Below are 26,310 nucleotides of genomic sequence, written 5' to 3' on the forward strand. Positions count from 1 at the left end.
CTTCGCTTACCCTCTCCGGGAGGGTAAGAAAATCAAAACGACGTCCCGGCCCGCCTCGGCTTGGCCTCTTCCAGCTCCGCATCGCGCGCCACCGGTGAAATACGGAGCGCGGTGATGCGGTTGCGCTCGCGGCGGAGGACGCGGAAACGGAAGCCGTGGAACGTGAAACTCTGTCCGCGGTCGGGGATCGAGCGCGCCTCGTGGATCACGAGGCCGGCGACCGTCGTCGCCTCCTCATCGGGCAGGTGCCAGTCCATGACGCGGTTGAGGTCGCGGATCGGCACCGAGCCGTCGACCACGACCGAGCCGTCCGGCTGGCGGCGCACGCCGGCAACGACCACGTCATGCTCGTCGGAGATATCGCCGACGATCTCCTCCAGAATATCTTCCAGCGTGACCAGGCCTTCAACCTCTCCATACTCGTCGACGACGAGGGCGAAATGGGTCTTGCGGCGGCGGAACGCCTTGAGCTGCTGGGATATCGGCCGCATTTCCGGCACGAACCAGGGCGGCAGCATGATGGTGGTGACGTCGATGCGCGAGGTGTCGCCCTCTGACGCGCGGATGGCCCGCAACAGATCTTTGGCGTGCAGAATGCCGATGATGTTCTCCGACTTGTCGCGCCACAGCGGAATGCGGGTGTATTCGGTGGCCAGCACCTCCCGCACCAGCTCCTCCGGCGGCAGATCGGCATTGATCATCACCATGGCGGTGCGGTGAACCATCACGTCGGACACCGTCAATTCGCCGAGGCGGAAGACATTGTGAATGTACTCGGCCTCGCCGCTCTCGATCTTGCCGTGCACGGCGGATTCCTCGACCAGGCCCTCGATCTCGGAATCCGTCAGGATCTCGTGCTGCGAGAACTCCTGGACCCCGATCAGACGCAGGATCGCGCTCGAAGCCGTATTGAGACACCAGCTCAGCGGATAGAACACTAGGTACGAGGCATACAGCGGATACGCGATCCACTGGGACACCGGCATCGGCTCCCGGATCGCAAGCGTCTTGGGCACCTGTTCGCCGATGATGATGTGCAGCGAGGAGAACACCAGGAAGCCGGCGACGAACGAGGTGAAGTGCAGCGTGGCTTCCGACAGGCCGAGCGGCTGGAGGATGGGGCTCAGCAGCGCAGAAACGGTCGGCTCACCGATCCAGCCGAGGCCGAGCGAGGCCATGGTGATTCCGAGCTGGCAGCAGGCGAGATAGGATTCGATGTTGCCCATCATGGTCTGCAGCAGGCGGGCGCCGAAGCGGTTCTGCTCGACCATGGCCTTGACGCGAAACCCGCGGCTCTTCACCAGCGCGAATTCCGCCGCGACATAGAACGCGTTGGCGGCGAGCAGGAGGACCGCAAGCAGCAGATTGATCGAGATCGAGCTCATGTTTGCCTCGCGGCCGCCTCGGCATTCCGCGCCGCTTCGTGGGCGGCCGTGCCAAGCGGTCCTGCCATCACTGTGATAACTTCGCCTTCAGGAAATCGCGCACCGGGGCCGGCTCGACGTCCTTTGCGATCACCGCGCGCCCGACGGCTTCCAGCAGGATGAAGGTGAGCTTGCCGCGCTTGACCTTCTTGTCCTGCGCCATCAGCGCCATCAGCGCGTCGGCATCGGCAAGCCCTTCCTGCGCGAACCCTGCGATGTCCTGCAGGCGCGTCGGCAGGCCGGCGTCGATCAGGTGCCGCTCGACGCGCAGCGCATCGGCCTCGCCGATCATGCCGAGCCTGGCCGAGAACTGCGCCGCCAGCGTCATGCCGATCGCGACGCCCTCGCCATGGAACAGGCGGTCGGAGAAGCCCGTCGCCGCCTCCAGCGCGTGGCCGAAGGTGTGGCCGAGATTGAGCAGCGCGCGCTCGCCGGTCTCGCGCTCGTCGCGCGAGACGACACCGGCCTTGGCGCGGCAGGAGGTGGCGATCGCGTGCTCGCGCGCCGAGCCGCCCTTGACGATGTCGGCATGGTTCTTCTCCAGCCAGGTGAAGAAGGCCTCGTCGCCGAGCACACCGTATTTGGCGACCTCGGCATAGCCGGCGCGGAACTGGCGCGGCGACAGCGTGTCGAGCACGGCGGTGTCGGCGATGACCAGCACCGGCTGGTGGAAGGCCCCGAGCAGGTTCTTGCCCTGCGGCGAGTTGATCCCGGTCTTGCCGCCGACGGATGAATCGACCTGCGCCAGCAGCGAGGTCGGCACCTGCACGAAATCGACGCCGCGGCGCAGGATCGCCGCGGCAAAGCCGGCGAGATCGCCGACCACGCCGCCGCCGAGCGCGATGACGAGATCGTTGCGCTCGATCTTCGCGGCGATCAGGGCCTCGCTGACCTTTTCGAGGCCGGCATAGGTCTTGGAGATCTCGCCTTCCTCGACCACGATGCGTGAGGTCGGGATGCCGCTCGCCGCGAGCGAGGCTTCAGTGGGCTCGAGCCAGTGCTTGGCCACCGTACGGTCGGTCACGATAGCTGTGCGCACGCCGGGCCGCAGGCGCGCGACGCGTTCGCCGAGCGAAGCCAGCACGCCGCGGCCGATGACGATGTCATAGGCGCGATTCTCCAGCGCGACCTCGACATTGACAGGATCGGAATGTTTCAACGGCGCAGTCATCGTATGGCACTCGCAACGTCGGCAGGTGGCTGGGCGGCCTGTTGGCCGCAAAGATGGGCGAGCAGCGCCTCGATGCATTCCTCGACGATTTTGTCGTGCGGCACGTCGCGCGAGGCGATGGTGAGGTCGGCATGGCCATAGACCGGCTCACGCTCGGTGAGAAGGCGCGTCACGGTTCCTTCCGGATCGGCGGTCTGGAGCAGCGGACGGTCGGCGCGGCGGCGCACGCGGCGCATGATGACGTCGTGGTCGGCCCTGAGCCAGATCGACACCGCCTTTGCCGCGATGCGCGCGCGCGTCTCCTCGCGCATGAAGGCGCCGCCGCCGGTTGCCAGCACCACCGGCCCGCCGTCGAGCAGCCGCGCGATCACCCGCGCCTCGCCGTCACGGAAATACAATTCGCCGTGACGCTCGAAGATCTCCGGGATACTCATCTGGGCCGACGTCTCGATCTCGGTGTCGGCATCGACGAACGGCAGCTTGAGACGGGCCGCCAACCGGCGGCCGATGGTCGATTTCCCCACCCCCATCATGCCGACGAGCACGATCGAGCGCGCGCCGAGCGCCGACAGGATGTCGGCTTCAGGCGAAGCTGGTATCGGCAACGCGGCGTCGGACATGGTCTCGCTCGAATGGATCTCGCTCGATCTGCCGCCAAAGGCGGCACGCTGTGGCCACCTATACGACCCCGAGGGTGCCCTCGCCAGAGGACTCTTGCCACGAAACGGCGAACATGTTGGATGATTTCATTGGTTAATTTGCCCTCCGGAACCCCGTAGAGACCCCAGAACGATGCCCAGCCTGTTCCGCTTCCTGACGGTCGTCGCCGTGATCGCCGGCATCGTCTATGGCGCGGTCTTCGCGCTGGCGAACTTCGTCAATCCGAAGCCGCGGGAAATGACGGTGACGATCCCGCCGGACAAGTTTCTCAAGAAATAGGAGCTAGCCTGAAGGGCATGCGAACCAAGCCCTCCGATAGCAAGCTCACCGGCCTGTTCCTCGACATGCTCGCGGCAGAACAGGGCGCCGGGCCCAATACGCTCGACGCCTATCGCCGCGACCTCACCGATTTCTCGGAATTTCTTGGCCGCGCCGGCCACAATTTTGTGGACGCGGAGACGCAAGTCCTGCGCGACTATCTCGCCGATCTCGACACGCGCGGTTTCAAATCCACCAGCGTCGCGCGCCGGTTGTCGGCGATGCGGCACCTCTATCGCTTTCTCCTCAACGAACGCATCAGGGCCGAGGATCCCGCCGCGATCCTGTCCGGCCCCAAGCGCGGCCGCGGCCTGCCGAAGGTGCTGTCGATCGCCGATGTCGACCGCATGCTCCGCCGCGCCAAGGAATTAAGCGAGGCGGAGGATGCCTCGCCCGCCAAGCGGCTGCGGAGCTTGCGGCTCTACTGCCTGCTCGAGGTGCTCTACGCCACCGGCCTGCGCGTTTCCGAGCTGGTGGCGCTGCCGCGCTCGGCGGCCAAGCGCGACGCCCGCATGATCGTGGTGCGCGGCAAGGGCAACAAGGAGCGCCTGGTGCCGCTCAACGAGGCCTCGCGGCAGGCGATGGCGGATTATCTCGCGGCGACGGAGGCTGCGAAAACCGAGAAGAAGAAAGACAGCCTCGCCGCCTCGAAATGGCTATTCCCCTCGTTCGGCGAGAGCGGGCATCTGACGCGGCAGCATTTTGCCCGCGACCTCAAGGAGCTCGCGGTCGCCTCCGGCCTGCAGGCCCGGCTGGTCTCCCCGCACGTGCTGCGCCATGCCTTTGCCAGTCACCTCCTGCACAACGGCGCTGATTTGCGCATCGTGCAGACCCTGCTCGGCCACACCGACATTTCCACGACCCAGATCTACACCCACGTGGTCGAGGAGCGGCTGAAGAGCCTGGTGCGCGATCTGCACCCGCTGGCGGAGAAGTGAGTTTTCGTAGCCCGGATGGAGCGCAGCGAAATCCGGGGTTCTCAGGTCACGGAAAGACCTTCCCGGATTGCGCTTTGCTCCATCCGGGCTACGCATCACCCATCAAACCGCCTTGACTTCGGCCACATCTCCGCAGAAAGAGCCGGGGCCTTTCGCATGATTTGGCGGGCTCGCTCGCAGTACACAAGCCAACCCATTGAAGAAGCTACGCTTCTCTCCGCAAATCGAAATCCGCTTCGCCGCCTCGCCCCGTCCCCTATATTGAGTTGATGCAAGACCAGATGCGCAGCTATCTCGACTTTGAAAAGCCCGTCGCCGAGCTCGACTCCAAGGTCGACGAGCTCAGGACGCTCGCGGCCTCCGGCACCGACATCTCTGACGAGATCGGGCGGATCGAGGACAAGGCGGCGCAGGCGCTCGCCGACCTCTATCAGAACCTGACACCGTGGCAGAAGACGCTGGTGGCGCGGCATCCGCAGCGGCCGCACTTCAACGACTTCATCAAGGGCCTGATCACCGAATTCACCCCGCTCGCCGGCGACCGCAAGTTCGGCGAGGACGAGGCGCTGGTTGCCGGCTTCGGCCGCTTCCGCGGCGAGCCGATCTGCGTGATGGGCCAGGAAAAGGGCGATTCCACCGAAAGCCGCATCCGGCACAATTTCGGCATGGCGCGGCCCGAAGGCTATCGCAAATGCGTGCGGCTGATGGAGATGGCCGAGCGGTTCGGCCTGCCGGTGCTATCGCTGGCCGATTCCGCCGGCGCCTATCCCGGCATCGGCGCCGAGGAGCGCGGACAAGCCGAGGCGATCGCGCGCTCGACCGACGCGTGCCTGGCGCTGACCGTGCCGAACGTCGCGATCATCACCGGCGAGGGCATGTCGGGCGGCGCCATTGCGATTACCACCGCCAACCGGGTGTTGATGCTGGAGCACGCGATCTACAGCGTGATCTCGCCCGAGGCCGCCTCCTCCATCCTCTGGCGCGACGGCACCAAGGCGCAGGAAGCCGCCAACAACATGAAGATCACCGCCCAGGACATGCTCCGCTTCGGCGTGATCGACAGCATTTTGAAGGAGCCGGTCGGCGGCGCCCACCGCGACCCCGCCGCCATGATCGCCACCACCGGGGAGGCCATCGCCAAGGCCTTCGACGAGATGCGCGGCCTCGACGGCGACGCCATCCGCAAGCAGCGCCGGCAGAAATTCCTCGATATCGGCCGGAAACTGGGCTGATTCGGGCGGATTCGGTGCCGTAGGGTGGGCAAAGGCGCGCTCTTGCGCGACGTGCCCACGAATTCTCACCGATCACACGCAGATCGTGGGCACGGCGCGATGCGCCTTTGCCCACCCTGCGAGACCTCCCGGGGGCACCCCGGTAACCCCGCATTAACCCTTTTTTTGCCCAAATCGGCGATCTGAGTCCGGGTTGGGCCGAAAGGCCCAAGTTCCGTCCCAAGTCACGTCCATCAAGTCGCGTCCGTTCAGTCTTCGTTGACCATGCCGATGGGCCAACGGGCTCGTGATCCCCGCTCGGGTTGCGACCACATGACCCAGAGGTTAGAATTTTAATCAATGGCTTCAGGGCATAAGCGCTGGGGCGTGAGCTGAAAAAGCCCGTCGTGACGGGTCCGGTTGTCCGGTCGGATCATGCTCCCATGAATTGGGGTTCGCGCTTCTTGCCCGGCACGGTGTGGGGTCCATCTTGATTTCTCGTTCGCTTGCTCGCGCGCTCTTGGCTTCGGTTGCGCTGATGACGGCTGGCGGTCTGCTGGCCGGCTGCGACACCGACCAGGTCTCGCTCGCGACCAACGCAAAGGCCAACCAGCCGGTGCCGCCGAAGCTGCTCGCCGCGATGGTCGAGAAGGACATGGATCTGCAATCGCCGATCCTGGTCCGCCTGTTCAAGCAGGAGGCCGAGCTCGAGGTCTGGAAGCAGACCCGCTCGGGCCAGTTCGCGCTGCTCAAGACCTATCCGATCTGCCGCTGGTCGGGCGACCTCGGCCCCAAGGTGCGCGAAGGCGACCGCCAGGCGCCGGAGGGATTCTACTCGATCAATCCTGGCCAGATGAATCCGCAATCGGCCTATTATCTGTCGTTCAACACCGGCTATCCGAACGCGTTCGACAAGGCATTGGGGCGCACCGGCTCGCAGCTGATGGTGCATGGCGACTGTTCTTCGCGCGGCTGCTACGCGATGACCGACGAGCAGATCGCGGAGATCTATTCGCTCGGGCGCGAATCCTTCTTCGGAGGACAGAAGGCGTTCCAGCTGCAGGCCTATCCGTTCAAGATGACGCCGGTGAACATGGCCAAGCACCGGAACAATCCGAACATGCCGTTCTGGAAGATGATCAAGGAAGGCTATGATCATTTCGAGGTGACGCGGCAGGAGCCGAAGGTCGATTTCTGCGAGAAGAAGTACGTCTTCGACGCAACCAAGCCGCCCGATGCGAAGCGCGATCCGGTGTTCGACGCCTCGGCGAAGTGCCCGGCCTATGTTATCCCAGAGGACGTCGTCGCCGCCGTGCGCGGCAAGCAAGCCAAGGACGAGGCGGAATACGCCAGGCTCGTCGCCAAGGGCACGCCGGTGGCGCGCATGAACACCGGCATCGACGGCGGCATGAACAAGATCTTCGCCGCGAAGATTCCGGAAGGCTCGACCGGCCTGTCCGAGGGCGCCGAAGGCAACACGCTGCAGATGCTGGCAATGGCGAAGGCGCCGGGCACGATCCCCGGTCACGTCAATCCGCCCAAGCCGAATCTCGATGCGGTGGCGTCCGCGCCCGCGCCGCAGGAAGAGCCGGTCGTTGCCGTGCCCGCAAGCAGCACCCGCGTCGCCACGGCCGCGCCTGCCGAAAAATCTCAAGGCGGCGGCTTCTTCTCCAACCTCGGCCGCAAGATGGGCATGGGCACCGCCGACACCACGGCCACCACCCCGCCGCCGCAAGCCACCGCCTCCGTCGCGCCGGCCCAGACCGCCCCGACGCCGCCCACCGCAGCGTCCCGGCTCAAGGCCGCCGTGGGCCGCTTCGTGCCGGGGAATGACAAGCCCAAGGATGCCGCGAAGGATGCGCCGAAGCCGGCTGTTGCTGCCGCCAAGCCCGCCGAGCCGGCGAAGCAGCCCGACACGCGACTTGCCGCGACGCGGCCGGCGCTGAAGCCGTCGGTGAGCGATGGTGCCGGTGAGAGCGGCCAGATGGCCGGCGCCGCGCCGGTGGTGTCGTCGAACTCGTTCGAGAGCCGCTTTGGGGCGATGAAGTAACAATCCAATCGCTCACGACGAAGCGGTTTTTCTACGTCTTGGGCGCCGCCGTTGCACCGAGCGACTTCCCTGATACTCTCCCAGTCCAAGAGGCTGAAACTTGGACCGGGAGCACACCGAGGGAATCGCTGGAACACCTTGGACGGAGAGCGAGCTCTCCGCCGTGGTCGACAGCTATTTTCGGATGCTGGCTTCCGAAATAGCAGGAGCAGCGTACAGCAAGGCTCAGAATCGTCGCCAGCTCATGACGATCGTGCGTCGGTCTGAAGGCTCGATCGAACGCAAGCTTCAAAATATCTCCGCGGTTCTCGATATGCTCGGGGCGCAGTGGATCAACGGCTACAAACCGTTGGCGCATTATCAGGATGCCCTGGTCGCGGCTGTTGAGCGGAATGTCGGGCGAGCTTCAGATTTTCTCTACCCCGCAAACGCAGACACTCAACCACTAGCGCTGAACGATGACGCAATCTTCGTTCCTCCGCCATCGTTCGCCAATTCGGACAAAATGCTGACGCCAGCGGTTCGACGTCTCGTCGGCAAGTTCGATCCAGCTGAGCGAGACGCCAAAAATCGTGAGCTAGGAAAAGCAGGCGAGAAATTCGTCGTGGAGTTTGAACGCGACCGCCTGCGACGGGCCGGGCGTGACGACCTTGCCACCAACGTTCGTTGGGTTTCCGATTTGGATGGCGATGGATACGGCTACGACGTGCGATCCTTTGAGCCTGATGGAGAAGAGCGATTGCTGGAGATCAAGACGACATGTGGACACGAGCGCACTGCGTTTTGGCTCACGAGGCGAGAGGTCGACGTTGCCGCAGAGCGAAGTGACGTGTACCGGATCCGACGTGTCTTTCATTTCCGGAACGGCGCTCAGATGTTCGAGATCCCGCCACCGCTAGAAGATGCACTCTTGATGGCGCCCACCGCATACTCTGCCGAACCGAGATAACGTTAGGCTCATCATTTTTGGAGCCGCAACGCGCCTTGCCGGGCACACTTTCCCCAATCTCAATTCCTTCGGATAATTCATAATTTCCCTTTACCCGAAGCACGACACACCCTATACTCCCTTGCCATCTCATCCCGCCGGAGGGGGCGGGTCGCGATCGTCACGGTTCGTGGGGTGAGTTGCGGTGGACGTGGGCGGTGTTGGCGCCAGAGGCGGTCGCAGGGCGGGGTGTCCCCGTGAGCGATCAGCGGGCGCGTGTACGACAGCACGGCGCGCGTACGGCAAAATCGTGTGGTCCTGGCGCCCGCTGGCTGGCGTCAAGTGCTGCAGTGGTGTGGCGGTCCGACCGGACGCGCGCATCAGCGATCTGCAGGGCGACGGGGGCAAAAGTGCTTCGCTCCCCGGGGAGAGCGCGACATAAGCCGTCAAACCACTGCGCAGGGAAGGCCGGTTATCGGGCTGCACCTGTGTCTCCCCTGTGAGCGTTTATCTACGCACTCATGCACAGGGGCTCGCGGGTGCCAGCCGGTACCCGGCCTTCCCTGCGCCCTTCCGATTCGAAGGGGGCGCCAGAAGCGAAGCAAAACCCGGGCGCAAGGCGCCGCGGGATCGCGATGTCATGTGGCTGTTTGACAGTTGAACCGAGTAAGGCCGCCGCAATCTCCGCCGGGCCGGCGCATGACGGCGTGTAGCCCGGATGAGCGAAGCGATATCCGGGAATGTCGCGGATGAGTCCCGCATGTCGCTTCGCTCATGCGGGCTACGGCAGCTGAGTCACGGCGCCAGATACCGCATCAGCTCCGGATTGCCCCTCACCGCCCCCGCCTCCCCCTGCAGCGCGACGCGGCCGCGGTCGAGCACGTAGGCGTAGTCGGCGACGCGCAGCGCGAGGTCGAGATGTTGCTCGACGATGATGACGGCGATGGTCTTGGCGAGCTCGATCAGGCGCTCGGTGATCTCCTCGATCACGCCGATCCAGACGCCTTCGGTCGGCTCGTCCAGCAGCAGCAATTTTGGATCGCCCAGCATGGCGCGGCCGATCGCGAGCATCTTGCGCTCGCCGCCGGAGAGCGTGCCGGCGGGCTGGTCGAGGCGCTGGCCGAGCTTCGGGAAGATCGTCAGCACGCGGTCGACCGCGGAGGCATCCTTGGACGCGAGCGAGCCGACGGCGAGATTGTCGCGCACCGACAGGCGCGCGAACACCGAATGCTCCTGCGGCACGTAGCCGATGCCGGCGCGGACGCGCTCCTGGGTGGCGCGGCGGCTGATGTCGCGGCCGTCGAAGGCGACCTCGCCGTTCCACGCCGGCAGCTCGCCGACGATGGTCTTCATCAGCGTGGTCTTGCCGGCGCCATTGCGCCCGAGCACGGCGACGCCGCCGCGCCAGGGAATGCCGAGGTTGACGTCGAACAGGACCTGGCTGCGGCCATAGCCCGCGTCGAGATGCTTGATGTCCAAAAATTCAGGCACGGCGCAGATAGATCTCCTGGACGGATGTGTTGGCCTGGATCTCGGACACGGTGCCCGACGCCAGCACCCTGCCCTGGTCGAGCACGGTGAGGCGGTCGCAGATATCGCGGATGAAATCGAGGTCGTGCTCGACGATGACGAGGGAGCAATGTTGCTTGATCGGCTGGAGCAATTCGCCGGTGACGCGGCGCTCCTCCAGGCTCATGCCGCCGGTCGGCTCGTCCAACAGCAGCAGTTTCGGCTTGCCCGCCAGCGCCATCGCGATCTCCAGCCATTGCTGCTGGCCGTGCGACAGCGCCGCCGCCGCATCGAAGGCGCGGTCGGCGAGACGGAATTGCCTCAGCATGGCCATGACCTGGTCGTGCAGCGCGCCCCTGGTGCGCGAGAATACGAGATCGAACAGCGAAGACTGCGCCTGCAGCGCGAGCAGGATGTTGTCGTACAGCGTCAGCGACGGCAGCACGGATGTGATCTGGAATTTCAGGCTCATGCCGGCCCGCGCCCGCTCGGTCGGCGTGAACGCGGTGATGTCGGTGTTGACGAAGGAGACTTTCCCCTGCGTCGGCACCTCGGCGCCGGCGATGCACTTCATCAGCGTGCTCTTGCCGGAGCCGTTCGGGCCGATCAGGCCGTGGAACTCGTTTTCGCCGACGGCGAGTGCGGCGCCGTCGAGCGCAGTGAGCTTGCCGAAGATCTTCTTGATGCCGGCGGCTTCAAGGAGCATTGCGCTTCTCCTTGACCTTGGCGCCGAAGCTGCCGACCCGTTCACGCTCGCCGAGGACGAAGCTGATCAGGCCGAGCGGCCGGAACAGGATCACCAGCAGCAGCAACAATCCCAGAATGATCGGCCAGATGTCGCGGTAATTGTCCGACAGCCAGAAGCTGACGCCCTCGACGATGACGGCACCAATGACGGCGCCGATCAGCGTGCCGGAGCCGCCGAACAGCACGTAAAGCACCACCTGGGTCGAGACCACGACGCCGACCATGTTGGGCCAGACGAAACCTTCGTGAAAGGCATAGAGGCTGCCGGCAAGCCCGGCGACGCCGCCGCCGATGGTGAAGATGATCGCCTTCAGGTGCTGCGCCTTGTAGCCGAAGAAGGCGATGCGCTGCTCGTTCTCGCGCAAACCCGCCAGCGCGAGACCGAATTGCGAGCGCACCAGGAAGCGGCAGAGCAGGTAGACCGCGACGAGGATGCCGAGCACGAGATAGTAGAAAGCCGGCCCTTCCGTGAACTCGTAAGTCCCGAGCGACATCGGCGCGATCGAGGGGATGCCGTTCTGGCCGCCGAGATAATACCAGCCGCGCGCGAGACGATCGGCGGCGTAGGAGCCGGTCAGCGTGCCGAGCGAGACGAAGATCACGCTGGAGGGATGCCGGCCCAGCAGCAGGAAGCCGCCGAGCAGCAGCGCGAAGGTGAGGCCGATGATGGTGCCCGCCGGCAGCACCAGCAAGATGTTGGTGATGTCGAGGTCGCGGGCGAGCAGCGCCACGCCGTAGCCGGCCGAGCCGAAGAACAGGGCCTGGCCGAAGCTCATGATGCCGGCATAGCCCCAGACCAGGTCGAACGACAGCGCGAACAGCGCCAGGATGATCACGCGCGTCGCGAACACCGTGAGATAGTCCTGCAGCACCAGCGGCGCCAGCAGCGCCGCAAGGAGCACGACGCCCTCCACGATCGGCAGGACTCGTCGTCCCGCCGCCGGTTGTCCCGCCGCAGCGCCTTCAGCCATCGCACCGTCCATGTCGTCGTCTGCGTCGGCGGCGATGGCCTGTCTTACCACACTCATCGGCTTCAGCATTCCACCTCAGCATTCCTTTGGATCGACCAGACCCTCGCTGCGCGCGACGATCTCGTAATTCCCGGCCTTGGCGACCGCGGTGTACATCTTCATCTTGCAGTGCCGCTTGCCCGGCACCATCTCGGCCGGCCCGCCGGGACCTTCGGCGATCTTGGCGTGATCGAGCGCGGCGGCAACGGCCTCGCGATCGATCTTGCCGGCTTCCTTGACCGCGGCTTCCCACAGCTTGAGGCCACGATAGGTGCCGGTGGCGGCGCTGCCGGCGGCGAACAGGAAGTTGCCCGGGAAATCCTTTTCGTAGGCCGCCTGGATCTTGGCGTCGAACGGGTTCTCCTTGGTCAGCACCTTGAAATAGTCGAGGCAGCTCGCGAGCCCCTCGATTTCCGCGGCCTGATTGATGTTGAGCGTGTTCTCGTCATAGTAGACGCAGGCGAGCCGCCCGCCGTTCTTGAGGAAGCCGGCTTCATAGAGCTGCTTGAAGAACGGACCGACACCGGGCGGAATGACGGTGTTGAAGACGACGTCGACCTTGTTGGAGACGATGCGGTTGACGGTCGCGGAGAAGTCGACCTGGTCGAGCGGATAGTATTCCTCGAACACGACCTCGCCGCCGTTCGCCTCGATCACCTTGCGGGCATAGACGTTGAGCGTGTGCGGCCAGACATAATTGGCACTCGGCAGCGCGAACTTCTTGCCGCCGTTCTTGATCAGCCAGGGGATGAACTCGTCGCATTGCTGCGCCGGCGTCGGCCCGGTGCAGAACAGATAGGGCGTGCACTCCTTGCCCTCATAGAGCTGCGGATAAATGTAGAGCGTCTTGCCGCGCGCCACGATCGGGTCCTTGATCGCGTTGCGCATCGAGGAGGTGATGCCGCCGAGCACCATGTCGACCTTGTCGCGCTGGATCAGTTTTCGCACGTTGCCCACCGCAACCGATTCGTTCGACGCGGTATCCTCGATGTAGAGCTCGAGCGGACGACCGAGCAGGCCGCCAGCGGCGTTGATCTCCTTGATCACCATCTTGGCGACATTGGCGTCGGCGTTGCCGGCATAGGCGATCGGACCAGTGAGGTCGGTGGCGATGCCGACCTTGATCGGCGCTTCCGCCGCATTGGCCCAGGGCGCCGGGATCACCCAGCTTCCAACCCCGGTTGCGACCGCGCCGGAGGCAAAGGCGAAATTGGAGAGGAAGCGGCGGCGTGAGAGCTGAGTGCGATCGAACATGTGGCTAAACCCCTTTTCCAGCGATGAGGCCCTGCGGGCGGAATTTGATGAAGACAATGGCAAGCACGAAGACGAGCACGTCGGCGACGACGGGCGCCATCACCCAGGGCAGCGCCGCGCTGAGCGTGCCGATGACACCGGCCCCTGCGACCGGCCCGATGAAGGAGCCGACGCCGCCGACCATGACCGCGACAAAGCCCTGGATCAGGAAACGCAGGCCGAGGTCGGCGAACAGGCTGAACACCGGCACGATCAGCGCACCGGCAAGGCCGGCGAGCGCCGCGCCGAACGCAAAGGTGGCGCCGTAGATCAGCGGCGTGGAGATGCCCGAGGCGCGCGCCAGCGACGGGTTCTCCAGCGTGGCACGCACGCGCAGGCCGAAGCTGGTGCGCGACAGCAACAGATAGCAGCCGCCCATCACCAGGAGTGTGATGACGATGATGGTGAAGCGCCAGGCCGAGATGTGCATGGCGCCGATATCGATCGAGCCGCCGATCGGCTCGGGCACGGTGAGATAGAAGCCGCCGATCAGCCCGCGCACGGATTCGCGGATGATCAGGCCGAGCGCATAGGTGCCGAGCATGGCGACGATCGGTGCTGCGTAGAATCTGCGGATGATCAGCGCCTCCAGCACGAAGCCGAGCGCGCCGACCACGAAGGGCGCCGCGACCATGCCGGCCCATATCGGCAGTCCCTTGGCATAAGCGAGATAGGTGATGTAGGCCCCGAGCAGGACGAACTCGCCTTGCGCGAAGTTGAAGATGCCCATCATGCTGGCGATGATCCCGAGCCCCAGCACGATCAGGACGATGATCGCGCCGAAGCTCAGGATCTCGAACGCTGCGACGAACGCGTTAGCCATATGGTGGTCTTCCGTTCGCCTGCATCAAGGCCGCGCTCACATCTTCTTCCAGTCGCCGATCTGCTCGAAGGCATGAGCGGCGCGATAGATGGTGGATTCCTCGAACATGCGGCCGACCAGCATCAGGCCGACGGGCAGGCCATCGACCATGCCGCAGGGCAGCGACATCGCGGGATGATGGGTGATGTCGAACGGCGCGGTGTTGGAGATCATCTCGAGCGCGCGGGCGACGTAGTCCTCGCGGCTGGCATTGGGCTCCGGCAGCTTGGTCGCCTTCATTGGCGTGGTCGGCATTAGCAGCAGATCGTAGTCGCCGAACGCCTTGTCGTAGGCCGCGGTCAGCCGCCGCGAGATGTTGAGCGCCTTGCCGTAGAAGCGTGGACCGAAATTGTTGTTGATGTAGGTGCCGAGCATCATGAACAATTTCGTGGTCTCGGACAGCGAGTCGGCCTGCCGGCGCCAGCCGCGATGAAAATCCATCAGCGAGGTCGAATAGAGATCGCCGCGGGACAGGCCGTAGCCGTCGCCGAACATCATGGTCTGGGTCAGGCCTTCGGTGCCGATCGGGGTCCAGATCGCGCCGCCCAGGAGATGCATCGGAATCGAGACGGTCTCGACGGTGGCGCCCAAATCCTTGAAGCGCTTTGCGGCCTCGCGCACGCTTTCATTCACCGCGGCCTCCGCGGTCGGCTGCTCAAAACCTTCCTTGACGATGCCGATCTTCATGCCCTTGACGCCCTGGCCGAGCGCCTTGGTGTACTCCTCGACCTTCGGCGACTTGATGCGCGGGTCGTAACCGTCGTCGCCGGCGAGCACCTCGAGCAGCAGCGCGTTGTCGGCGACCGTCGCGGTCATCGGGCCGGTATGATCGACATAGATCTCGATCGGCATGATGCCGGTATAGGGCACGAGGCCCCAGGTCGGCTTCATGCCGTAGATGCCGCAGAACGAGGACGGCATGCGGATCGAGCCGCCCTGATCGCCGCCAATCGCCATGTCGACCTCGCCGAGCGCGACCACGACGCCGGAGCCCGACGACGAGCCGCCGGCCGAGTAGCCCATCTTGTGCGGATTGTGCACCGGCCCGTAGGAGCCGGTGTGGCTGCCGCCGGAGAGGCAGAAATGCTCGCAATGCACCTTGCCCTTGATCTCGGCGCCGGCATCCAGCATGCGCGTGACGATGGTGGCGTCGAAATCGGGCACAAAGCCTTCCAGCGTCGACGAGCCGTTGGTCATCGGCACGCCGGCCAGCATGATGTTGTCCTTCAGCGCCACGGTCTTGCCCTTGAGCTTGCCGCTGGCGGCGCCTTTCACGGTCGACTTGCGATACCAGGCATTGCGCGGGTTTTCCTCGGTCGAGGGCCGATAGCCCGGCGTGCGCGGGTATTTCACCTCAGGCACCTCGTCCGGCATCGCGGCAACGAGATTGTAGGCCTCGATCGAGCCCTGCATCAGGCCGCGGAACGAAGCGATATCGTCGTCGGTCAGCGAAAGGCCGCACTGCTCGGCGACGCTGCGAAGTTGGGCTGGCGTGGGAAGGACAACAGTCACGGCGCTCTCCTGAAGTTTCTGGATCAGTCCTTGGGCGTGCGGCCGCGTTGCGGGCGACGAGCGCACCGGCCCGGCTCGAACATTCAAAACGGAAATATTTTCCTTTTCAAGTATTATTTTGCAGACCGGCCCGCACGGATTGCCGCGGCGAGGTCAGATCGGCTTGATCAGCCTGAAATCGAGGCCGTCCGCTTCGGCGAGATGCATCGGCATCCGCGCGCGCCCGTCGCGGACGGTGACCGGCCCGCGGGCGCCGCTGTAGACGATGTTGCGGCCGGCCGCGAGCATCGGGCCCATCGAGAACGAACCGGCCTTGTTCGCGACGGCCTCGAGGAAGCGCAGGCCTTCGTAGCTGGACTGTCCGACCGAGCCGATCGGCGGCGCATTCGGTCCGAACATCGCGTGATAGCGGCTCTGGAAGTCGTCATTGGCGCGCGCGCCGGTGCCGGTGAAATAGCCCGAGGCACAGAACATGTTTTCGCTGTTGTCGGCGCCGATACCGAGCAGCACGGTATCATCCATGGCGCCGGCAAGCCGCAGCGTGGTGGCGCCCAGGCCGCATTCGCCGAACGCGCGGTTGAAGGTGCTGCTGTCGGTGCCGATCAGCGAGATCAACACGACGTCGGGCTTGGCAGCGCGGATGCGCGCCAGATGCGGCTCGTGATTGTCCTCGCCGAGCGGAACGAATTCCTCGCCGACGACGTGACCGCCAGTCTCCTTGATGTAGTTCTTCACCGCGCGGTGCGATTGCCAGGGCCAGACGTAGTCGCTGCCGATCAGGTACCAGCGCTTGGCCTTCTTGACGTCGGCGAGCCAGTGGATGGCGGGGCGGCTCTGCCAGCGCGGCGTCTCGCCGATCGCCATCACGCCAGGCGTCCGCTCGCCGCCTTCGTAGACCGGCGTATAGATATAGGGGATCCGATGACGCGTGGTGACATCGCGGAGGCCAACGCGGACCGCACTGGTGTGCAAGCCGACGATGAGATCGACCTCGTCGAACGCGATCGCCTGCTCGGCGCGGTTCAGGACGTCATCGAGAGGTCCGCCGGCATCGTAGATCGAAAGCTCGATCTCGCGGCCGAGGATGCCACCGCGCTTGTTGATCTCGGCGACGGCGAGCGTCGCGCTGTTGGTCGCGCAGGGCCCCCACACTCCGGGCGAGCCGGTGCAGCAGATGAAGCCACCGACACGCAGCTTGTTGGCGCCCCGCCGCCTGAAGGAGGCGTGGTCGCGCGGCGACAACACGCCATCCGCCGCCGCAGACGACAGATTCCTGAACAGCAAGGACGGCGGCAACGCCGGGCCGCCGTGAGCCGGGAAGTTCACCGTCGTGTGCACGCCAACTCCTGTCTGGGACCAGACCTGAAAGCACATTGGGCAGGCGGCCGCGGCTTCCGCCCTTTTGTTGGGCAATGATCCTATTTTGAAAATATTGAATATTCAACAATTGAAGTGCATATAGATGCAGCATTGATTGCAAGACATTCACTCATTTGGGTCAAGACGAAGTCTTAGCCGTGGCAAAACCGTCGAAAGAAAACTCCCCGATCACCGAACACCTCGCCTACCTGCTCGCGCAAGCCAACCGGGAAATCAATCGGCAGCTCGAACTGCGGTTGAGCAAGGAAGGCGTGCCGGTCGAGCAATGGCGCATCCTGAAAGTGCTGTCGGATGGCAACGGCCATTCGATGGGCGAGCTTGCGGACGCCGTGCTGCTCAACCATCCGACCCTGACCAAGATGATCGACCGCATGGTCTCGGACACGCTGGTCTATCGCGTGCAGGATCCGAACGACCGCCGCAAGGTCCTGATGTTCATCTCCGACCGCGGCAAGGTGCTGAGCAAGAAGCTCAACTCGCTGGCGGTCGACCAGGAGGAGCACATCCTGGAAAGCTACGGCGACAAGTCGACCAGCGAATTGAAGCGGCTGCTGGAGAGTTTGATCGACAGTTCGAATTAGACGTCGTGAATTGGAGGGTCGCGCTTATCGAAGCGGACACGCTCATCTGCCGTTCGATGCATCGAGAGGGAAACTCTCCGAAAGCACTCGCGCAGGTCACGCTGGATGTGGCGGCACGGCGTTCAAGAGCCTGGCCGCATTTTATCTTGTGCGCGGTCGAGCGCTGATGTCATCGCTCACCGCGCAAAATATACCAGACAGAGCGCACCCAGACCTTGTTCCGTTCTCAAGGCTCGCCTTGAGTGCAGGCTGAGAATAAGCAGGCGACGCACGATTGCATCATCGCCAGCACGAGAGGGAATAACGTTGGCCGTTCCATGTCGTCCAGCCCACAGCCTTGTTGCTGGCCGGTTTGGCTAAGTACCATCTATTGCCATCGGCATGGTTGAAATATACGCCGCCCTGCGTGCCGCTGCGTGGATTTGTCAGCCTCACCCAGCGCGAGCCATTGTCTGAAAAGCTGCCTGACCAGCGTGCTCCCGAGCTACTGGTACAAGTGTTCCCGTCGCAGGTTGTCTGACTATCATCCACGGCGGCCCATTTCATCCGGGCCGGCCGGCCGTCTATGTTGCACGACCACGTTCCGCCCCACCATCCGGCCACTTGGCTCGCAGCGGCAGAACCGCAGGCGTAGAAACTGAGGGCAAGAACACAAAAGGCGGTTGGCAGTACACGTTTAGACATTGCCTGGGCTCCTTTTTGTCGGGCCGCGTGATGCATCTCAATCAAAACACGGATCGAGCTTTGTTGCGGTGATCCAGTTCACAAAAGAGCAGCCGCAAAGATTGGGTGGTCTACCCCGCGGATTCTCCGAGACACGATCCCGCGCTTTGACCGAAGGCTTCAGCTGCGAGCCATGCTGGGCTTCGCGCCTTGCTCAGGCGCGCATTTCACGATGGCCGTGCCGAGCATCATGTCCCACTGAAGTGTTTTGTCGGCAGGATGTCGCTTTGGCTGGTAGTTGTCTTTCTCGTGCGGCACGACGACTGCGCACGATCGATGGATTCCGCGGTATGGATCCCGGCCTTCGCCGGGATGACGATGTGGAGAGGGTTGCGCGCCACACGCACAACAGTCATCGCCCGATTCAATCGGGCGATCCAGTATTCCAGAGACGATTGTGATTGAATTGAGAGGCCGCGGCGCACTGGGTCGCCCGGTTAAACCGGGCGACGACAATGGAGAATAAGGCGCGAGCTTCGCGGCTCACATGCGCATGCCAGCGAAGTTAGCGATTACGCATACCGCCCGTGGCAATGCTTGTACTTCTTGCCTGAGCCGCAGGGGCAGTCCTCGTTGCGGCCGACCTTGCCCCAGCTGGCGGGGTTCTTGGGATCGCGCAGCGCGGCGTCGGAGGCCTGGGCGCCGAGCGTGACGCTGGCGAGCGCCATCTCATCCTCGCCGGTGTTCGGGTCGAACTTGTGCGCCTCCATCGGCGGCAGCACGGGAGCTTCCTGCTCCGGCGGGACGATCTCGACGCGCATCAACTGCGCCGTGACGGCCTCGCGCAAGTGCGCGCTCATCTCCTGGAAGAGATTGAAGGCTTCGGTCTTGTACTCCTGGAGCGGATCGCGCTGGCCGTAGCCGCGCAGGCCGATGACCTGGCGCAGATGGTCGAGCATGATCAGATGCTCGCGCCAGAGATGGTCGAGCGTCTGGAGCAAAATGGTCTTCTCGACGTAACGCATCACGTCGGGACCCCATTGCCCCACCTTGGCCGCCATGTGCTCGTCGGCCTTGGTCTCGATGCGCGTGAGCAGCTCTTCGTCGGCGATGCCTTCTTCCTTGGCCCAGTCGTCGACCGGCAGGTCGAGATCGAGCACGCGCTTCAGCTCGTCCTTCAGACCGGCAACGTCCCACTGCTCGGCATAGGCATGCTCGGGCACGTGCTTGGCGACGAGGTCGTCGATGAAGGCGTGGCGCATGTCGGCGACGGTCTCGGCGACGCTCTCGTCCTTCATCAGCTCAACGCGCTGGTCAAAGATCACCTTGCGCTGGTCGTTCTGGACGTTGTCGAACTTGAGGAGGTTCTTGCGGATGTCGAAGTTGCGCGCCTCGACCTTCTGCTGCGCCTTTTCCAGCGCCTTGTTGATCCAGGGATGGATGATCGCCTCGCCCTCTTGCAGGCCGAGACGCTGCAGCATGCTGTCGAGGCGATCCGAGCCGAAGATGCGCATCAGATCGTCTTCCAGCGACAGGAAGAACTTGGAGCGGCCGGGATCACCCTGACGGCCGGACCGGCCGCGCAGCTGGTTGTCGATGCGGCGGGATTCATGCCGCTCGGAGCCCATGATGTAGAGGCCGCCGGGCTTCGTCACCGTCTTGGCGGGCTTGCTGCCCTTCGCCGGCTCGATCTCGACGATCTCTTCAGCCTTGAGCACGATGTCGCGGAAGCGCTCGACGTCGGCCTTGATCTGCTCGATCTTCATGGCCTTCTCGGCCTCGTCCTCGATGCCCGCGGTCTCCTTCGGGATGCGCATCTCGAGCGAGCCACCAAGCTTGATGTCGGTACCGCGGCCGGCCATGTTGGTCGCGATCGTGATCGCGCCGGGCACGCCGGCTTCCGCGACGATATAGGCTTCCTGCTCGTGGAAGCGCGCATTCAGCACCGCGAACAGCTTTGCCGGTTTGCCGGCGCGGGCAGCCGCGTAAAGCTTGTCGAGTGCGTTCTCCTTGCCGAAATCGATCTGCTTGTAGCCGTTCTGCTTCAGGAATTCGGCAAGCACTTCCGACTTCTCGATCGATGCCGTACCGACCAGCACCGGCTGCAGCCGCGAATTGGCCCGCTCGATCTCGGCGAGGATGGCCGAGTATTTTTCCTTGTGGGTGCGATAAACCTCGTCGTCCTCGTCGAGGCGGCCGATCGGTACGTTGGTCGGGATTTCCACGACCTCGAGCTTGTAGATGTCGAAGAGTTCGTCGGCTTCGGTCAACGCCGTGCCGGTCATGCCGGCGAGCTTCTCATACATCCGGAAATAGTTCTGGAAGGTGATCGAGGCCAGCGTCTGGTTCTCCGGCTGAACCTGCACGTGCTCCTTGGCTTCCAGCGCCTGGTGCAGACCTTCGGAATAGCGGCGGCCCTGCATCATGCGTCCGGTGAACTCGTCGATGATGATGACCTCGTCGTCGCGGACGATGTAGTCCTTGTCGCGCGTGAACAGCGTGTGGGCACGCAGCGCCTGGTTGATGTGGTGCACGACCGAGACGTTCTCGACGTCGTAGAGCGACTCGCCCTTGAGCTGGCCGGCATCCCGCAGCAGGGTCTCGATCTTCTCCATGCCGGCTTCGGTCAGCGTCACCGTGCGCTGCTTCTCATCGACCTCGTAATCGGTCTTGTCGAGCTTGGGCAGGAAGCCGTCGATGGTGTTGTAGAAGTCGGAACGGTCGTCGAGCGGACCGGAGATGATCAACGGCGTGCGCGCTTCGTCGATGAGGATGGAGTCGACCTCGTCGACGATGGCGAAGAAATGCGGCCGCTGGACCATGTCCTCGAGCCGGTACTTCATGTTGTCGCGCAGGTAGTCGAAGCCGTATTCGTTGTTGGTGCCGTAGGTGATGTCGCAGGCATAGGCGGCCTTGCGCTCGGCATCGTCGAGGCCGTGCACGATCACGCCGGTGGTCATGCCGAGGAAGCTGTAGATCTGGCCCATCCAGGCGGAGTCGCGGCGGGCGAGGTAGTCGTTGACGGTGACGACGTGCACGCCCTTGCCGGCGAGCGCGTTGAGATACACCGCGAGCGTTGCGACCAGCGTCTTGCCTTCGCCGGTCTTCATCTCGGCGATGTCGCCCTCATGCAGCACCATGCCGCCGATCAGCTGGACGTCGAAATGGCGCTGGCCGAGCGTGCGCTTGGCGGCCTCGCGCACGGTTGCGAAGGCGGGGACCAGCAGGTCGTCGAGCGTCTTGCCCTCGGCGAGCTGCTTCTTGAACTCGGCGGTGCGGGCCTTGAGCGCCTCGTCGGAGAGTTTGGAAACCTCTCCCTCCAGCGCATTGATGGCGTTGACGCGGGACTGATATCCCTTCACCCGCCGGTCGTTGGCGGAGCCGAAAAACTTGCGGGCGAGCGCGCCGATCATGCCTAGTTCCTGTGTTCGCGATTCAACCGCGTTGGGCCCAAGAAGTTGTCACCCGCCTGCCTATCAACTCACCGTGACGCCTGATGGCGCCGTTGGCCCGGACTGCGGGGTCGTCCGCCATATGGGTGGGAATTGGGCAAGTCTGGGTTCAACGGCCAAAAACGCAGCAAAATAAACGCCATCGCCATGGTCGCGACCGGGCAGAGATATGGCCCGGTCAGGGCCTTGTCAACGGCGGGCGCATTGCGGCTAATTCATCATTTTGACAGACTTTTCGCGTTGCCAAGGCCCCCTGAATTGGGCGAGTGTCCGCCCCGCTCGAGCAGCCCCCTGCTTCAACATAAGGATTTTCCATGACCACCTCGTTCCCGGTAACCACCGGTTTCCGCCGTGCATCCGCCCTGGCTGGCAGCCTCGCTTTGGCGCTGTCCCTGGCGTTTGCCGGCCCGCTCCGGGCCGCCGACGATCCGGTGCTGGCGAAGGTCAATGGCGCGGAAATCAAGAAGAGCGACGTCGCCATGGCCGAGGAGGAGCTCGGGGCGAGCCTCGCCCAGATGGACCCGGCGACCAAGGACGAGAACGTCCTGTCGTTCCTGATCGACATGAAAATCGTCAGCAAGGCTGCCGAAGACAAGAAGGTTGCCGATAGCGAGGAGTTCAAGAAGCGCCTGGCATTCGCCCGCAACCGCCTCCTGATGGACAGCCTGCTCGCGGGCGAGGGCAAGGCCGCCACCACCCCCGACGCCATGAAGAAGGTCTATGAGGAGGCCTCCAAGCAGATCACCGGCGAGCAGGAGGTGCGCGCCCGCCACATCCTGGTCGAGACCGAGGACGAGGCCAAGGCGGTGAAGGCCGAGCTCGACAAGGGCGCCGATTTCGCCGAGTTGGCCAAGAAGAAGTCCAAGGATCCGGGCTCGGCCGACGGCGGCGACCTCGGCTTCTTCACCAAGGAGCAGATGGTGCCGGAATTCTCGACCGTCGCCTTCGCGCTGGAGCCGGGCAAGATCTCCGACCCCGTGAAGTCGCAGTTCGGCTGGCACATCATCAAGGTCGAGGAAAAGCGCAGCCGCAAGGCACCGGACTTCGAGCAGGTCAAGACCCAGATCGAGAGCTACGTCACCCGCAAGGCTCAGGCCGAGTATGTGGCCAAGCTGCGCGCGGAGGCCAAGGTCGAGCGGCTGGACCAGCCGGCGGCAGACGCCAAGCCCGCCGACGCGGCCAAGCCGTCCGACAGCAAGATGGCGCCGCCTGCCAAGAAGTAAGGCCGCGAAGCAGCAAGAATTCGCTGTCACTTCACGGACGCCAATAGTATCTAACGTCGCAATGGCCGGGGATTCCCCGGCCATCTGCATATCCAGACCCCACCAAGGCGCCCCGCGATGTCCTCAACCGTCTCCCCGCTCGCCCCGAAACACGTTCCCGACATGCCCGTGATCGCGGGCATCCGCCTTGCGACGGCCGAAGCCGGCATCCGCTACAAGAACCGCACCGACGTGCTGCTGGCGGTGATGGACAAGGGCACCGCGGTCGCCGGCGTCTTCACCAAGTCGAAATGCCCCTCCGCCCCCGTGGAATGGTGCCGCGCAAAACTGAAGGGCGGCAAGGCACGCGCGCTGGTGGTGAATTCCGGCAACGCCAATGCCTTCACCGGCAAGACCGGCCGCGCCTCCACCGCGCTGACCGCCAAGATCGCGGCCAAGGCGGTCGGATGCAGCGAAAGCGAGATCTTCCTGGCCTCGACTGGCGTGATCGGCGAGCCGCTGGACGCGACCAAGTTCGACGGCGTGCTCGGCCGCCTCGCCGAAGCCGCCGAGCCCGGCGACTACCTCGCAGCCGCCAAGGCGATCATGACCACCGACACCTTCCCGAAGGTCGCGACCGCGACCGTCAAGCTCGGCAAGGCCAAGGTCACCATCAACGGCATGGCCAAGGGCGCCGGCATGATCGCCCCCGACATGGCGACGATGCTGTCCTTCATCTTCACCGACGCGCCGATCGCGCCCGCGGCCTTGCAGGCGCTGCTCAAGGCCGGAGTCGAGGACACCTTCAACGCGGTGACCATCGATGGCGATACCTCGACCTCGGACACGCTGCTGGCCTTCGCCACTGGCGCTGCCGCCGCGCACGGCGCCCCCAAGATCGGCCGCGCCAGCGATCCGCGCCTGAAGGCCTTCGTCAAGGCCTTCAACCAGGTGCTCGCCAACCTCGCCGAGCAGGTGGCGCGCGACGGCGAGGGCGCGCGCAAGCTGGTCGAAATCACGGTCGAGGGCGCCAAGACCAAGGCCTCGGCGCGCAAGATCGCGATGTCGATCGCGAACTCGCCGCTGGTCAAGACCGCGATCGCCGGCGAGGACGCCAATTGGGGCCGTGTGGTGATGGCGGTCGGCAAGGCCGGCGAGCCGGCCGATCGCGACAAGCTTTCGATTTCCTTCAACGGCATCCGCGTCGCCAAGAGCGGCGCGCGTGATCCGTCTTATGACGAGGCGCAGGTCTCGGAAGCGATGAAGGCGCCGGAGATCGCGATTCTGGTCTCGCTCGGCCTCGGCAAGGGCCGCGACCGCGTCATGACCTGCGATCTCACCAAGGAATATGTCGCGATCAACGGGGACTACAGGTCGTAAACTCCAAGGTTGTCATTCCGGGGCTCGCGAAGCGAGAACTATGGAGCGCAATTGTGCACCAGAGTTCGATGCGAGCGCATCGCCCCGGAAGGACGCGCAAAACACCTCACCCCGAAATCCGGGCGTCGGCGACCGCCTTCCGGAACAGCGCGTTCATCGCGTCCGAGATGCCTTGCGTCGGGCTCACCTCGAAATACAGCCCCGGCGAGGCGCAGCTCTGCATGTTCTGGGCGATCTCGCTATTCGGCGACGGACCATAGGGGCCGGCATTGAACGGATCGATCCAGTTCATGTACCAGGAGTTGGTCGGAAGCTGCAGGTAGGTGGTGTAGAGCACGGCGACCTTGATCTTGCGGTTCTTCAGAGTGTCGCAGAGCGCGGGATTGATCGGCGACTGGCAGCGCGACATGCCGCTCACGTTCTTGATCGGCTTCAGGCATCCCGAATTGTTCTCGTCCGCCACGCCGTCGGAGACGAACAACACGTACTTCATCGGCGCGGACGACGTCCCCGCCCCCGGCGCGCTGATCACATTGTTGAGGGCCGGAAACACCGAGGTGAAGGGCGAATCCATGTCCTTGGTGTAGGAATCATTGTTGCCGTAGACGCCCATCAGGTCGATGTTTGCCGCGGCCGTCTTGGCGCTCGACAGGCTGGACGACAGCGCGAACAGCGCACGCAGGCCGATGCTGGAGGACGCCGCGCCGAAATCGTAGATCGCCATGCGGAACTGGTTCGAATAGGTCTGGCTCGCGACGGCAGTATCCATCAGCGATTGCGTCGCGCTACGCAGCACATCGATCCGCGTGGTCACGCCAATGCTCTTGGCCAGATTGTAGTAATTGTTGGAGTCGTTGTAGTCGTGGCAGGCGAACGCGCACTGGTCGTTCGGCTTGAAGCTATTGCCGGTGGTCGCATTGACCAGCTTGGTCACGTCGGCCGGCGTTGCCGCCACGCCCATCGACGGCGAATTGTCCAGCAGCAGGTAGAAGTCGACATAAAGCGGCATGCTGGCCGTCGCCGTCGACGTGCCGCTCGCCGTCAGTGCGGTCTTGCCGATCACGCCGAGGAACATGGTCTTGATGCTGCCGCTGAACGCGACGGTCGAGGTGACCGTCGAGCCGTTCTTGACCACGGTCGGCGTGACGCTGTCGAGGGTGTAGCCGGTCAGGTTGGCGACGTTGGCATTGAAGATGTTCCTTGCGTCGGTGACGCCGACCGGAATCGCACCGTCCGACGTCATCGTGCCCGCAGCCGCAAAGGCCGGCGACGCCTTGGCGATCGCACCGACACTGGCCGCGTCGGCCGCGGCCTGAAGCTTGGCCCGCATCTGCGTCGCACGGGAGTAATCGACCGCGCAACCGATCACGGTAATCAGGGGGACGCAGGCGAGTGCGAAAATCACCGCGATATTGCCGCGCCGGTCGCGGACGAAGCGGCGGATGGTGGTGGAAAGCACAGCGCGCATGGACCGAGCCTGGAATAGTTTAAATATGTTTCCACTCTAGGAACCGTTGATTAAATATGACTTATGGGCGCCATAGAAACGTGGCTCCTCAGCGGGATTAACGAATCCTTGCGAACGACCTCAGCGAGCGCATTCCGGGCATGGCCGATCTCAAACTGATACTGGTGGTGGCGTGCGCGCTGGTCGATGCCGACAAGCGCGTCCTGATCGCGCAGCGCCCCGAGGGCAAGACGCTGGCCGGCCTCTGGGAATTTCCCGGCGGCAAGCTGGAGCCCGGCGAGCGGCCGGAGCAGAGCCTGATCCGCGAGCTGCACGAGGAGCTCGGCATCACCGTCGCCGAGCCGTGCCTCGCGCCGCTGACCTTCGCGAGTTACGGCTATGAGAGCTTCCACCTCTTGATGCCGCTCTATATCTGCCGGCGCTGGGAAGGACAGGTGGCGCCGCGTGAAGGCCAGGCTCTGGCCTGGGTCCGCGCCAACAGGCTGCGCGACTACCCGATGCCGCCCGCGGACATTCCGCTGATCCCGCATCTGATTGATTTGCTGATGTGA

The 26,310-nt window shown here is 64.2% G+C and carries 21 protein-coding genes; 9 read left to right on the forward strand and 12 right to left on the reverse strand.

Going from position 1 to position 26,310, the window contains the following annotated elements; genetic code table 11:
* Positions 1–32: 32 nt before the first annotated feature.
* The 3 genes from IVA79_RS03435 to IVA79_RS03445 form a co-directional block, all read right to left on the reverse strand.
* On the reverse strand, positions 33–1,385 hold the full coding sequence (locus IVA79_RS03435) for a hemolysin family protein (protein WP_247550364.1): 1,353 nt from the start codon (positions 1,383–1,385) through the stop codon (positions 33–35).
* A 67-nt stretch (positions 1,386–1,452) separates the two neighbouring features.
* Entirely contained in the window at positions 1,453–2,595 is a 1,143-nt protein-coding gene (gene aroB, locus IVA79_RS03440) for a 3-dehydroquinate synthase (RefSeq protein ID WP_247550365.1), read from the reverse strand.
* Positions 2,592–3,215: a shikimate kinase gene (locus IVA79_RS03445; protein ID WP_247550366.1), complete on the reverse strand. Its 624-nt coding sequence runs from the start codon at positions 3,213–3,215 to the stop codon at positions 2,592–2,594. Before IVA79_RS03445 ends, aroB begins: the two co-directional genes overlap by 4 nt.
* A gap of 172 nt (positions 3,216–3,387) precedes the next feature.
* Here IVA79_RS03445 and IVA79_RS03450 point away from each other — a divergent pair, with 172 nt between their 5' ends.
* From IVA79_RS03450 to IVA79_RS03470, 5 genes are all read left to right on the forward strand, one after another.
* On the forward strand, positions 3,388–3,534 hold the full coding sequence (locus IVA79_RS03450; RefSeq protein ID WP_057747440.1) for a hypothetical protein: 147 nt from the start codon (positions 3,388–3,390) through the stop codon (positions 3,532–3,534).
* A 17-nt stretch (positions 3,535–3,551) separates the two neighbouring features.
* On the forward strand, positions 3,552–4,511 hold the full coding sequence (xerD, locus tag IVA79_RS03455) for a site-specific tyrosine recombinase XerD (protein WP_247550367.1): 960 nt from the start codon (positions 3,552–3,554) through the stop codon (positions 4,509–4,511).
* Positions 4,512–4,780: 269 nt separating this feature from the next.
* On the forward strand, positions 4,781–5,743 hold the full coding sequence (locus IVA79_RS03460; protein ID WP_247550368.1) for an acetyl-CoA carboxylase carboxyltransferase subunit alpha: 963 nt from the start codon (positions 4,781–4,783) through the stop codon (positions 5,741–5,743).
* Between the two features lie 517 nt (positions 5,744–6,260).
* Positions 6,261–7,772 carry a murein L,D-transpeptidase family protein gene (locus IVA79_RS03465; RefSeq protein WP_247550369.1) on the forward strand — a complete coding sequence of 504 codons (1,512 nt, stop codon included), beginning with the start codon at positions 6,261–6,263 and terminating at the stop codon, positions 7,770–7,772.
* 100 nt (positions 7,773–7,872) lie between these two features.
* Positions 7,873–8,721: a DUF3883 domain-containing protein gene (locus IVA79_RS03470; protein WP_247550370.1), complete on the forward strand. Its 849-nt coding sequence runs from the start codon at positions 7,873–7,875 to the stop codon at positions 8,719–8,721.
* Between the two features lie 774 nt (positions 8,722–9,495).
* Here the strand turns inward: IVA79_RS03470 and IVA79_RS03475 are convergent.
* The 7 genes from IVA79_RS03475 to IVA79_RS03505 all read right to left on the reverse strand — a co-directional run bounded on the left by IVA79_RS03475 (position 9,496) and on the right by IVA79_RS03505 (position 16,971).
* Positions 9,496–10,191: an ABC transporter ATP-binding protein gene (locus IVA79_RS03475; RefSeq protein WP_247550371.1), complete on the reverse strand. Its 696-nt coding sequence runs from the start codon at positions 10,189–10,191 to the stop codon at positions 9,496–9,498.
* Positions 10,184–10,915, reverse strand: a complete 732-nt coding sequence (locus IVA79_RS03480; protein WP_247550372.1) for an ABC transporter ATP-binding protein — start codon at positions 10,913–10,915, stop codon at positions 10,184–10,186. Before IVA79_RS03480 ends, IVA79_RS03475 begins: the two co-directional genes overlap by 8 nt.
* Positions 10,905–11,996 carry a branched-chain amino acid ABC transporter permease gene (locus tag IVA79_RS03485; protein ID WP_247550373.1) on the reverse strand — a complete coding sequence of 364 codons (1,092 nt, stop codon included), beginning with the start codon at positions 11,994–11,996 and terminating at the stop codon, positions 10,905–10,907. Before IVA79_RS03485 ends, IVA79_RS03480 begins: the two co-directional genes overlap by 11 nt.
* A 6-nt stretch (positions 11,997–12,002) precedes the next feature.
* On the reverse strand, positions 12,003–13,220 hold the full coding sequence (locus IVA79_RS03490; protein ID WP_247550374.1) for a substrate-binding protein: 1,218 nt from the start codon (positions 13,218–13,220) through the stop codon (positions 12,003–12,005).
* 4 nt (positions 13,221–13,224) lie between these two features.
* Positions 13,225–14,082, reverse strand: a complete 858-nt coding sequence (locus IVA79_RS03495; RefSeq protein ID WP_027577047.1) for a branched-chain amino acid ABC transporter permease — start codon at positions 14,080–14,082, stop codon at positions 13,225–13,227.
* A 36-nt stretch (positions 14,083–14,118) separates the two neighbouring features.
* Positions 14,119–15,633, reverse strand: a complete 1,515-nt coding sequence (locus tag IVA79_RS03500; RefSeq protein WP_247550375.1) for an amidase — start codon at positions 15,631–15,633, stop codon at positions 14,119–14,121.
* Between the two features lie 153 nt (positions 15,634–15,786).
* Positions 15,787–16,971, reverse strand: a complete 1,185-nt coding sequence (locus IVA79_RS03505) for a substrate-binding domain-containing protein (protein WP_247550376.1) — start codon at positions 16,969–16,971, stop codon at positions 15,787–15,789.
* A gap of 179 nt (positions 16,972–17,150) precedes the next feature.
* Here IVA79_RS03505 and IVA79_RS03510 point away from each other — a divergent pair, with 179 nt between their 5' ends.
* Positions 17,151–17,594, forward strand: a complete 444-nt coding sequence (locus tag IVA79_RS03510; protein ID WP_128930249.1) for a MarR family transcriptional regulator — start codon at positions 17,151–17,153, stop codon at positions 17,592–17,594.
* 1,235 nt (positions 17,595–18,829) lie between these two features.
* On the opposite strand, the gene secA is transcribed toward IVA79_RS03510, so the two are convergent.
* The gene (gene secA / locus IVA79_RS03515) at positions 18,830–21,670 is read right to left on the reverse strand and encodes a preprotein translocase subunit SecA (RefSeq protein ID WP_247550377.1); all 2,841 of its coding nucleotides are present in this window, start codon (positions 21,668–21,670) and stop codon (positions 18,830–18,832) included.
* 353 nt (positions 21,671–22,023) lie between these two features.
* On the opposite strand from secA, the gene IVA79_RS03520 reads away from it, so the two are divergent.
* Positions 22,024–22,932, forward strand: coding sequence for a peptidylprolyl isomerase (locus IVA79_RS03520; protein ID WP_247550378.1), 909 nt, complete (start codon positions 22,024–22,026; stop codon positions 22,930–22,932).
* A gap of 117 nt (positions 22,933–23,049) precedes the next feature.
* Positions 23,050–24,291, forward strand: a complete 1,242-nt coding sequence (argJ, locus tag IVA79_RS03525; protein ID WP_247550379.1) for a bifunctional glutamate N-acetyltransferase/amino-acid acetyltransferase ArgJ — start codon at positions 23,050–23,052, stop codon at positions 24,289–24,291.
* 106 nt (positions 24,292–24,397) lie between these two features.
* Here the strand turns inward: argJ and IVA79_RS03530 are convergent, their stop codons facing one another.
* Positions 24,398–25,759 (reverse strand): TadE/TadG family type IV pilus assembly protein, encoded by a 1,362-nt coding sequence (locus IVA79_RS03530; protein ID WP_247550380.1) that lies wholly within the window; start codon positions 25,757–25,759, stop codon positions 24,398–24,400.
* Positions 25,760–25,899: 140 nt separating this feature from the next.
* Between IVA79_RS03530 and IVA79_RS03535 the strand changes: the two genes are divergently transcribed.
* A complete protein-coding gene (locus IVA79_RS03535) occupies positions 25,900–26,310 on the forward strand; it encodes a (deoxy)nucleoside triphosphate pyrophosphohydrolase (RefSeq protein WP_247550381.1) in 411 nt (136 codons plus the stop codon).

This window comes from Bradyrhizobium sp. 138 (genome assembly GCF_023074075.1).
Lineage (GTDB): Bacteria > Pseudomonadota > Alphaproteobacteria > Rhizobiales > Xanthobacteraceae > Bradyrhizobium.

Bases quoted from the DNA above. Each gene is read 5' to 3' on its own strand.
- aroB (WP_247550365.1), bottom strand. From the start codon at position 2,595: ATGACTGCGCCGTTGAAACATTCCGATCCTGTCAATGTCGAGGTCGCG.
- IVA79_RS03485 (WP_247550373.1), bottom strand. From the start codon at position 11,996: ATGCTGAAGCCGATGAGTGTGGTAAGACAGGCCATCGCCGCCGACGCA.
- argJ (WP_247550379.1), top strand. From the start codon at position 23,050: ATGTCCTCAACCGTCTCCCCGCTCGCCCCGAAACACGTTCCCGACATG.
- IVA79_RS03445 (WP_247550366.1), bottom strand. From the start codon at position 3,215: ATGTCCGACGCCGCGTTGCCGATACCAGCTTCGCCTGAAGCCGACATC.
- IVA79_RS03520 (WP_247550378.1), top strand. From the start codon at position 22,024: ATGACCACCTCGTTCCCGGTAACCACCGGTTTCCGCCGTGCATCCGCC.
- xerD (WP_247550367.1), top strand. From the start codon at position 3,552: ATGCGAACCAAGCCCTCCGATAGCAAGCTCACCGGCCTGTTCCTCGAC.
- IVA79_RS03465 (WP_247550369.1), top strand. From the start codon at position 6,261: ATGACGGCTGGCGGTCTGCTGGCCGGCTGCGACACCGACCAGGTCTCG.
- IVA79_RS03480 (WP_247550372.1), bottom strand. From the start codon at position 10,915: ATGCTCCTTGAAGCCGCCGGCATCAAGAAGATCTTCGGCAAGCTCACT.
- IVA79_RS03490 (WP_247550374.1), bottom strand. From the start codon at position 13,220: ATGTTCGATCGCACTCAGCTCTCACGCCGCCGCTTCCTCTCCAATTTC.
- IVA79_RS03535 (WP_247550381.1), top strand. From the start codon at position 25,900: ATGGCCGATCTCAAACTGATACTGGTGGTGGCGTGCGCGCTGGTCGAT.
- secA (WP_247550377.1), bottom strand. From the start codon at position 21,670: ATGATCGGCGCGCTCGCCCGCAAGTTTTTCGGCTCCGCCAACGACCGG.
- IVA79_RS03450 (WP_057747440.1), top strand. From the start codon at position 3,388: ATGCCCAGCCTGTTCCGCTTCCTGACGGTCGTCGCCGTGATCGCCGGC.
- IVA79_RS03495 (WP_027577047.1), bottom strand. From the start codon at position 14,082: ATGGCTAACGCGTTCGTCGCAGCGTTCGAGATCCTGAGCTTCGGCGCG.
- IVA79_RS03530 (WP_247550380.1), bottom strand. From the start codon at position 25,759: ATGCGCGCTGTGCTTTCCACCACCATCCGCCGCTTCGTCCGCGACCGG.
- IVA79_RS03435 (WP_247550364.1), bottom strand. From the start codon at position 1,385: ATGAGCTCGATCTCGATCAATCTGCTGCTTGCGGTCCTCCTGCTCGCC.
- IVA79_RS03460 (WP_247550368.1), top strand. From the start codon at position 4,781: ATGCAAGACCAGATGCGCAGCTATCTCGACTTTGAAAAGCCCGTCGCC.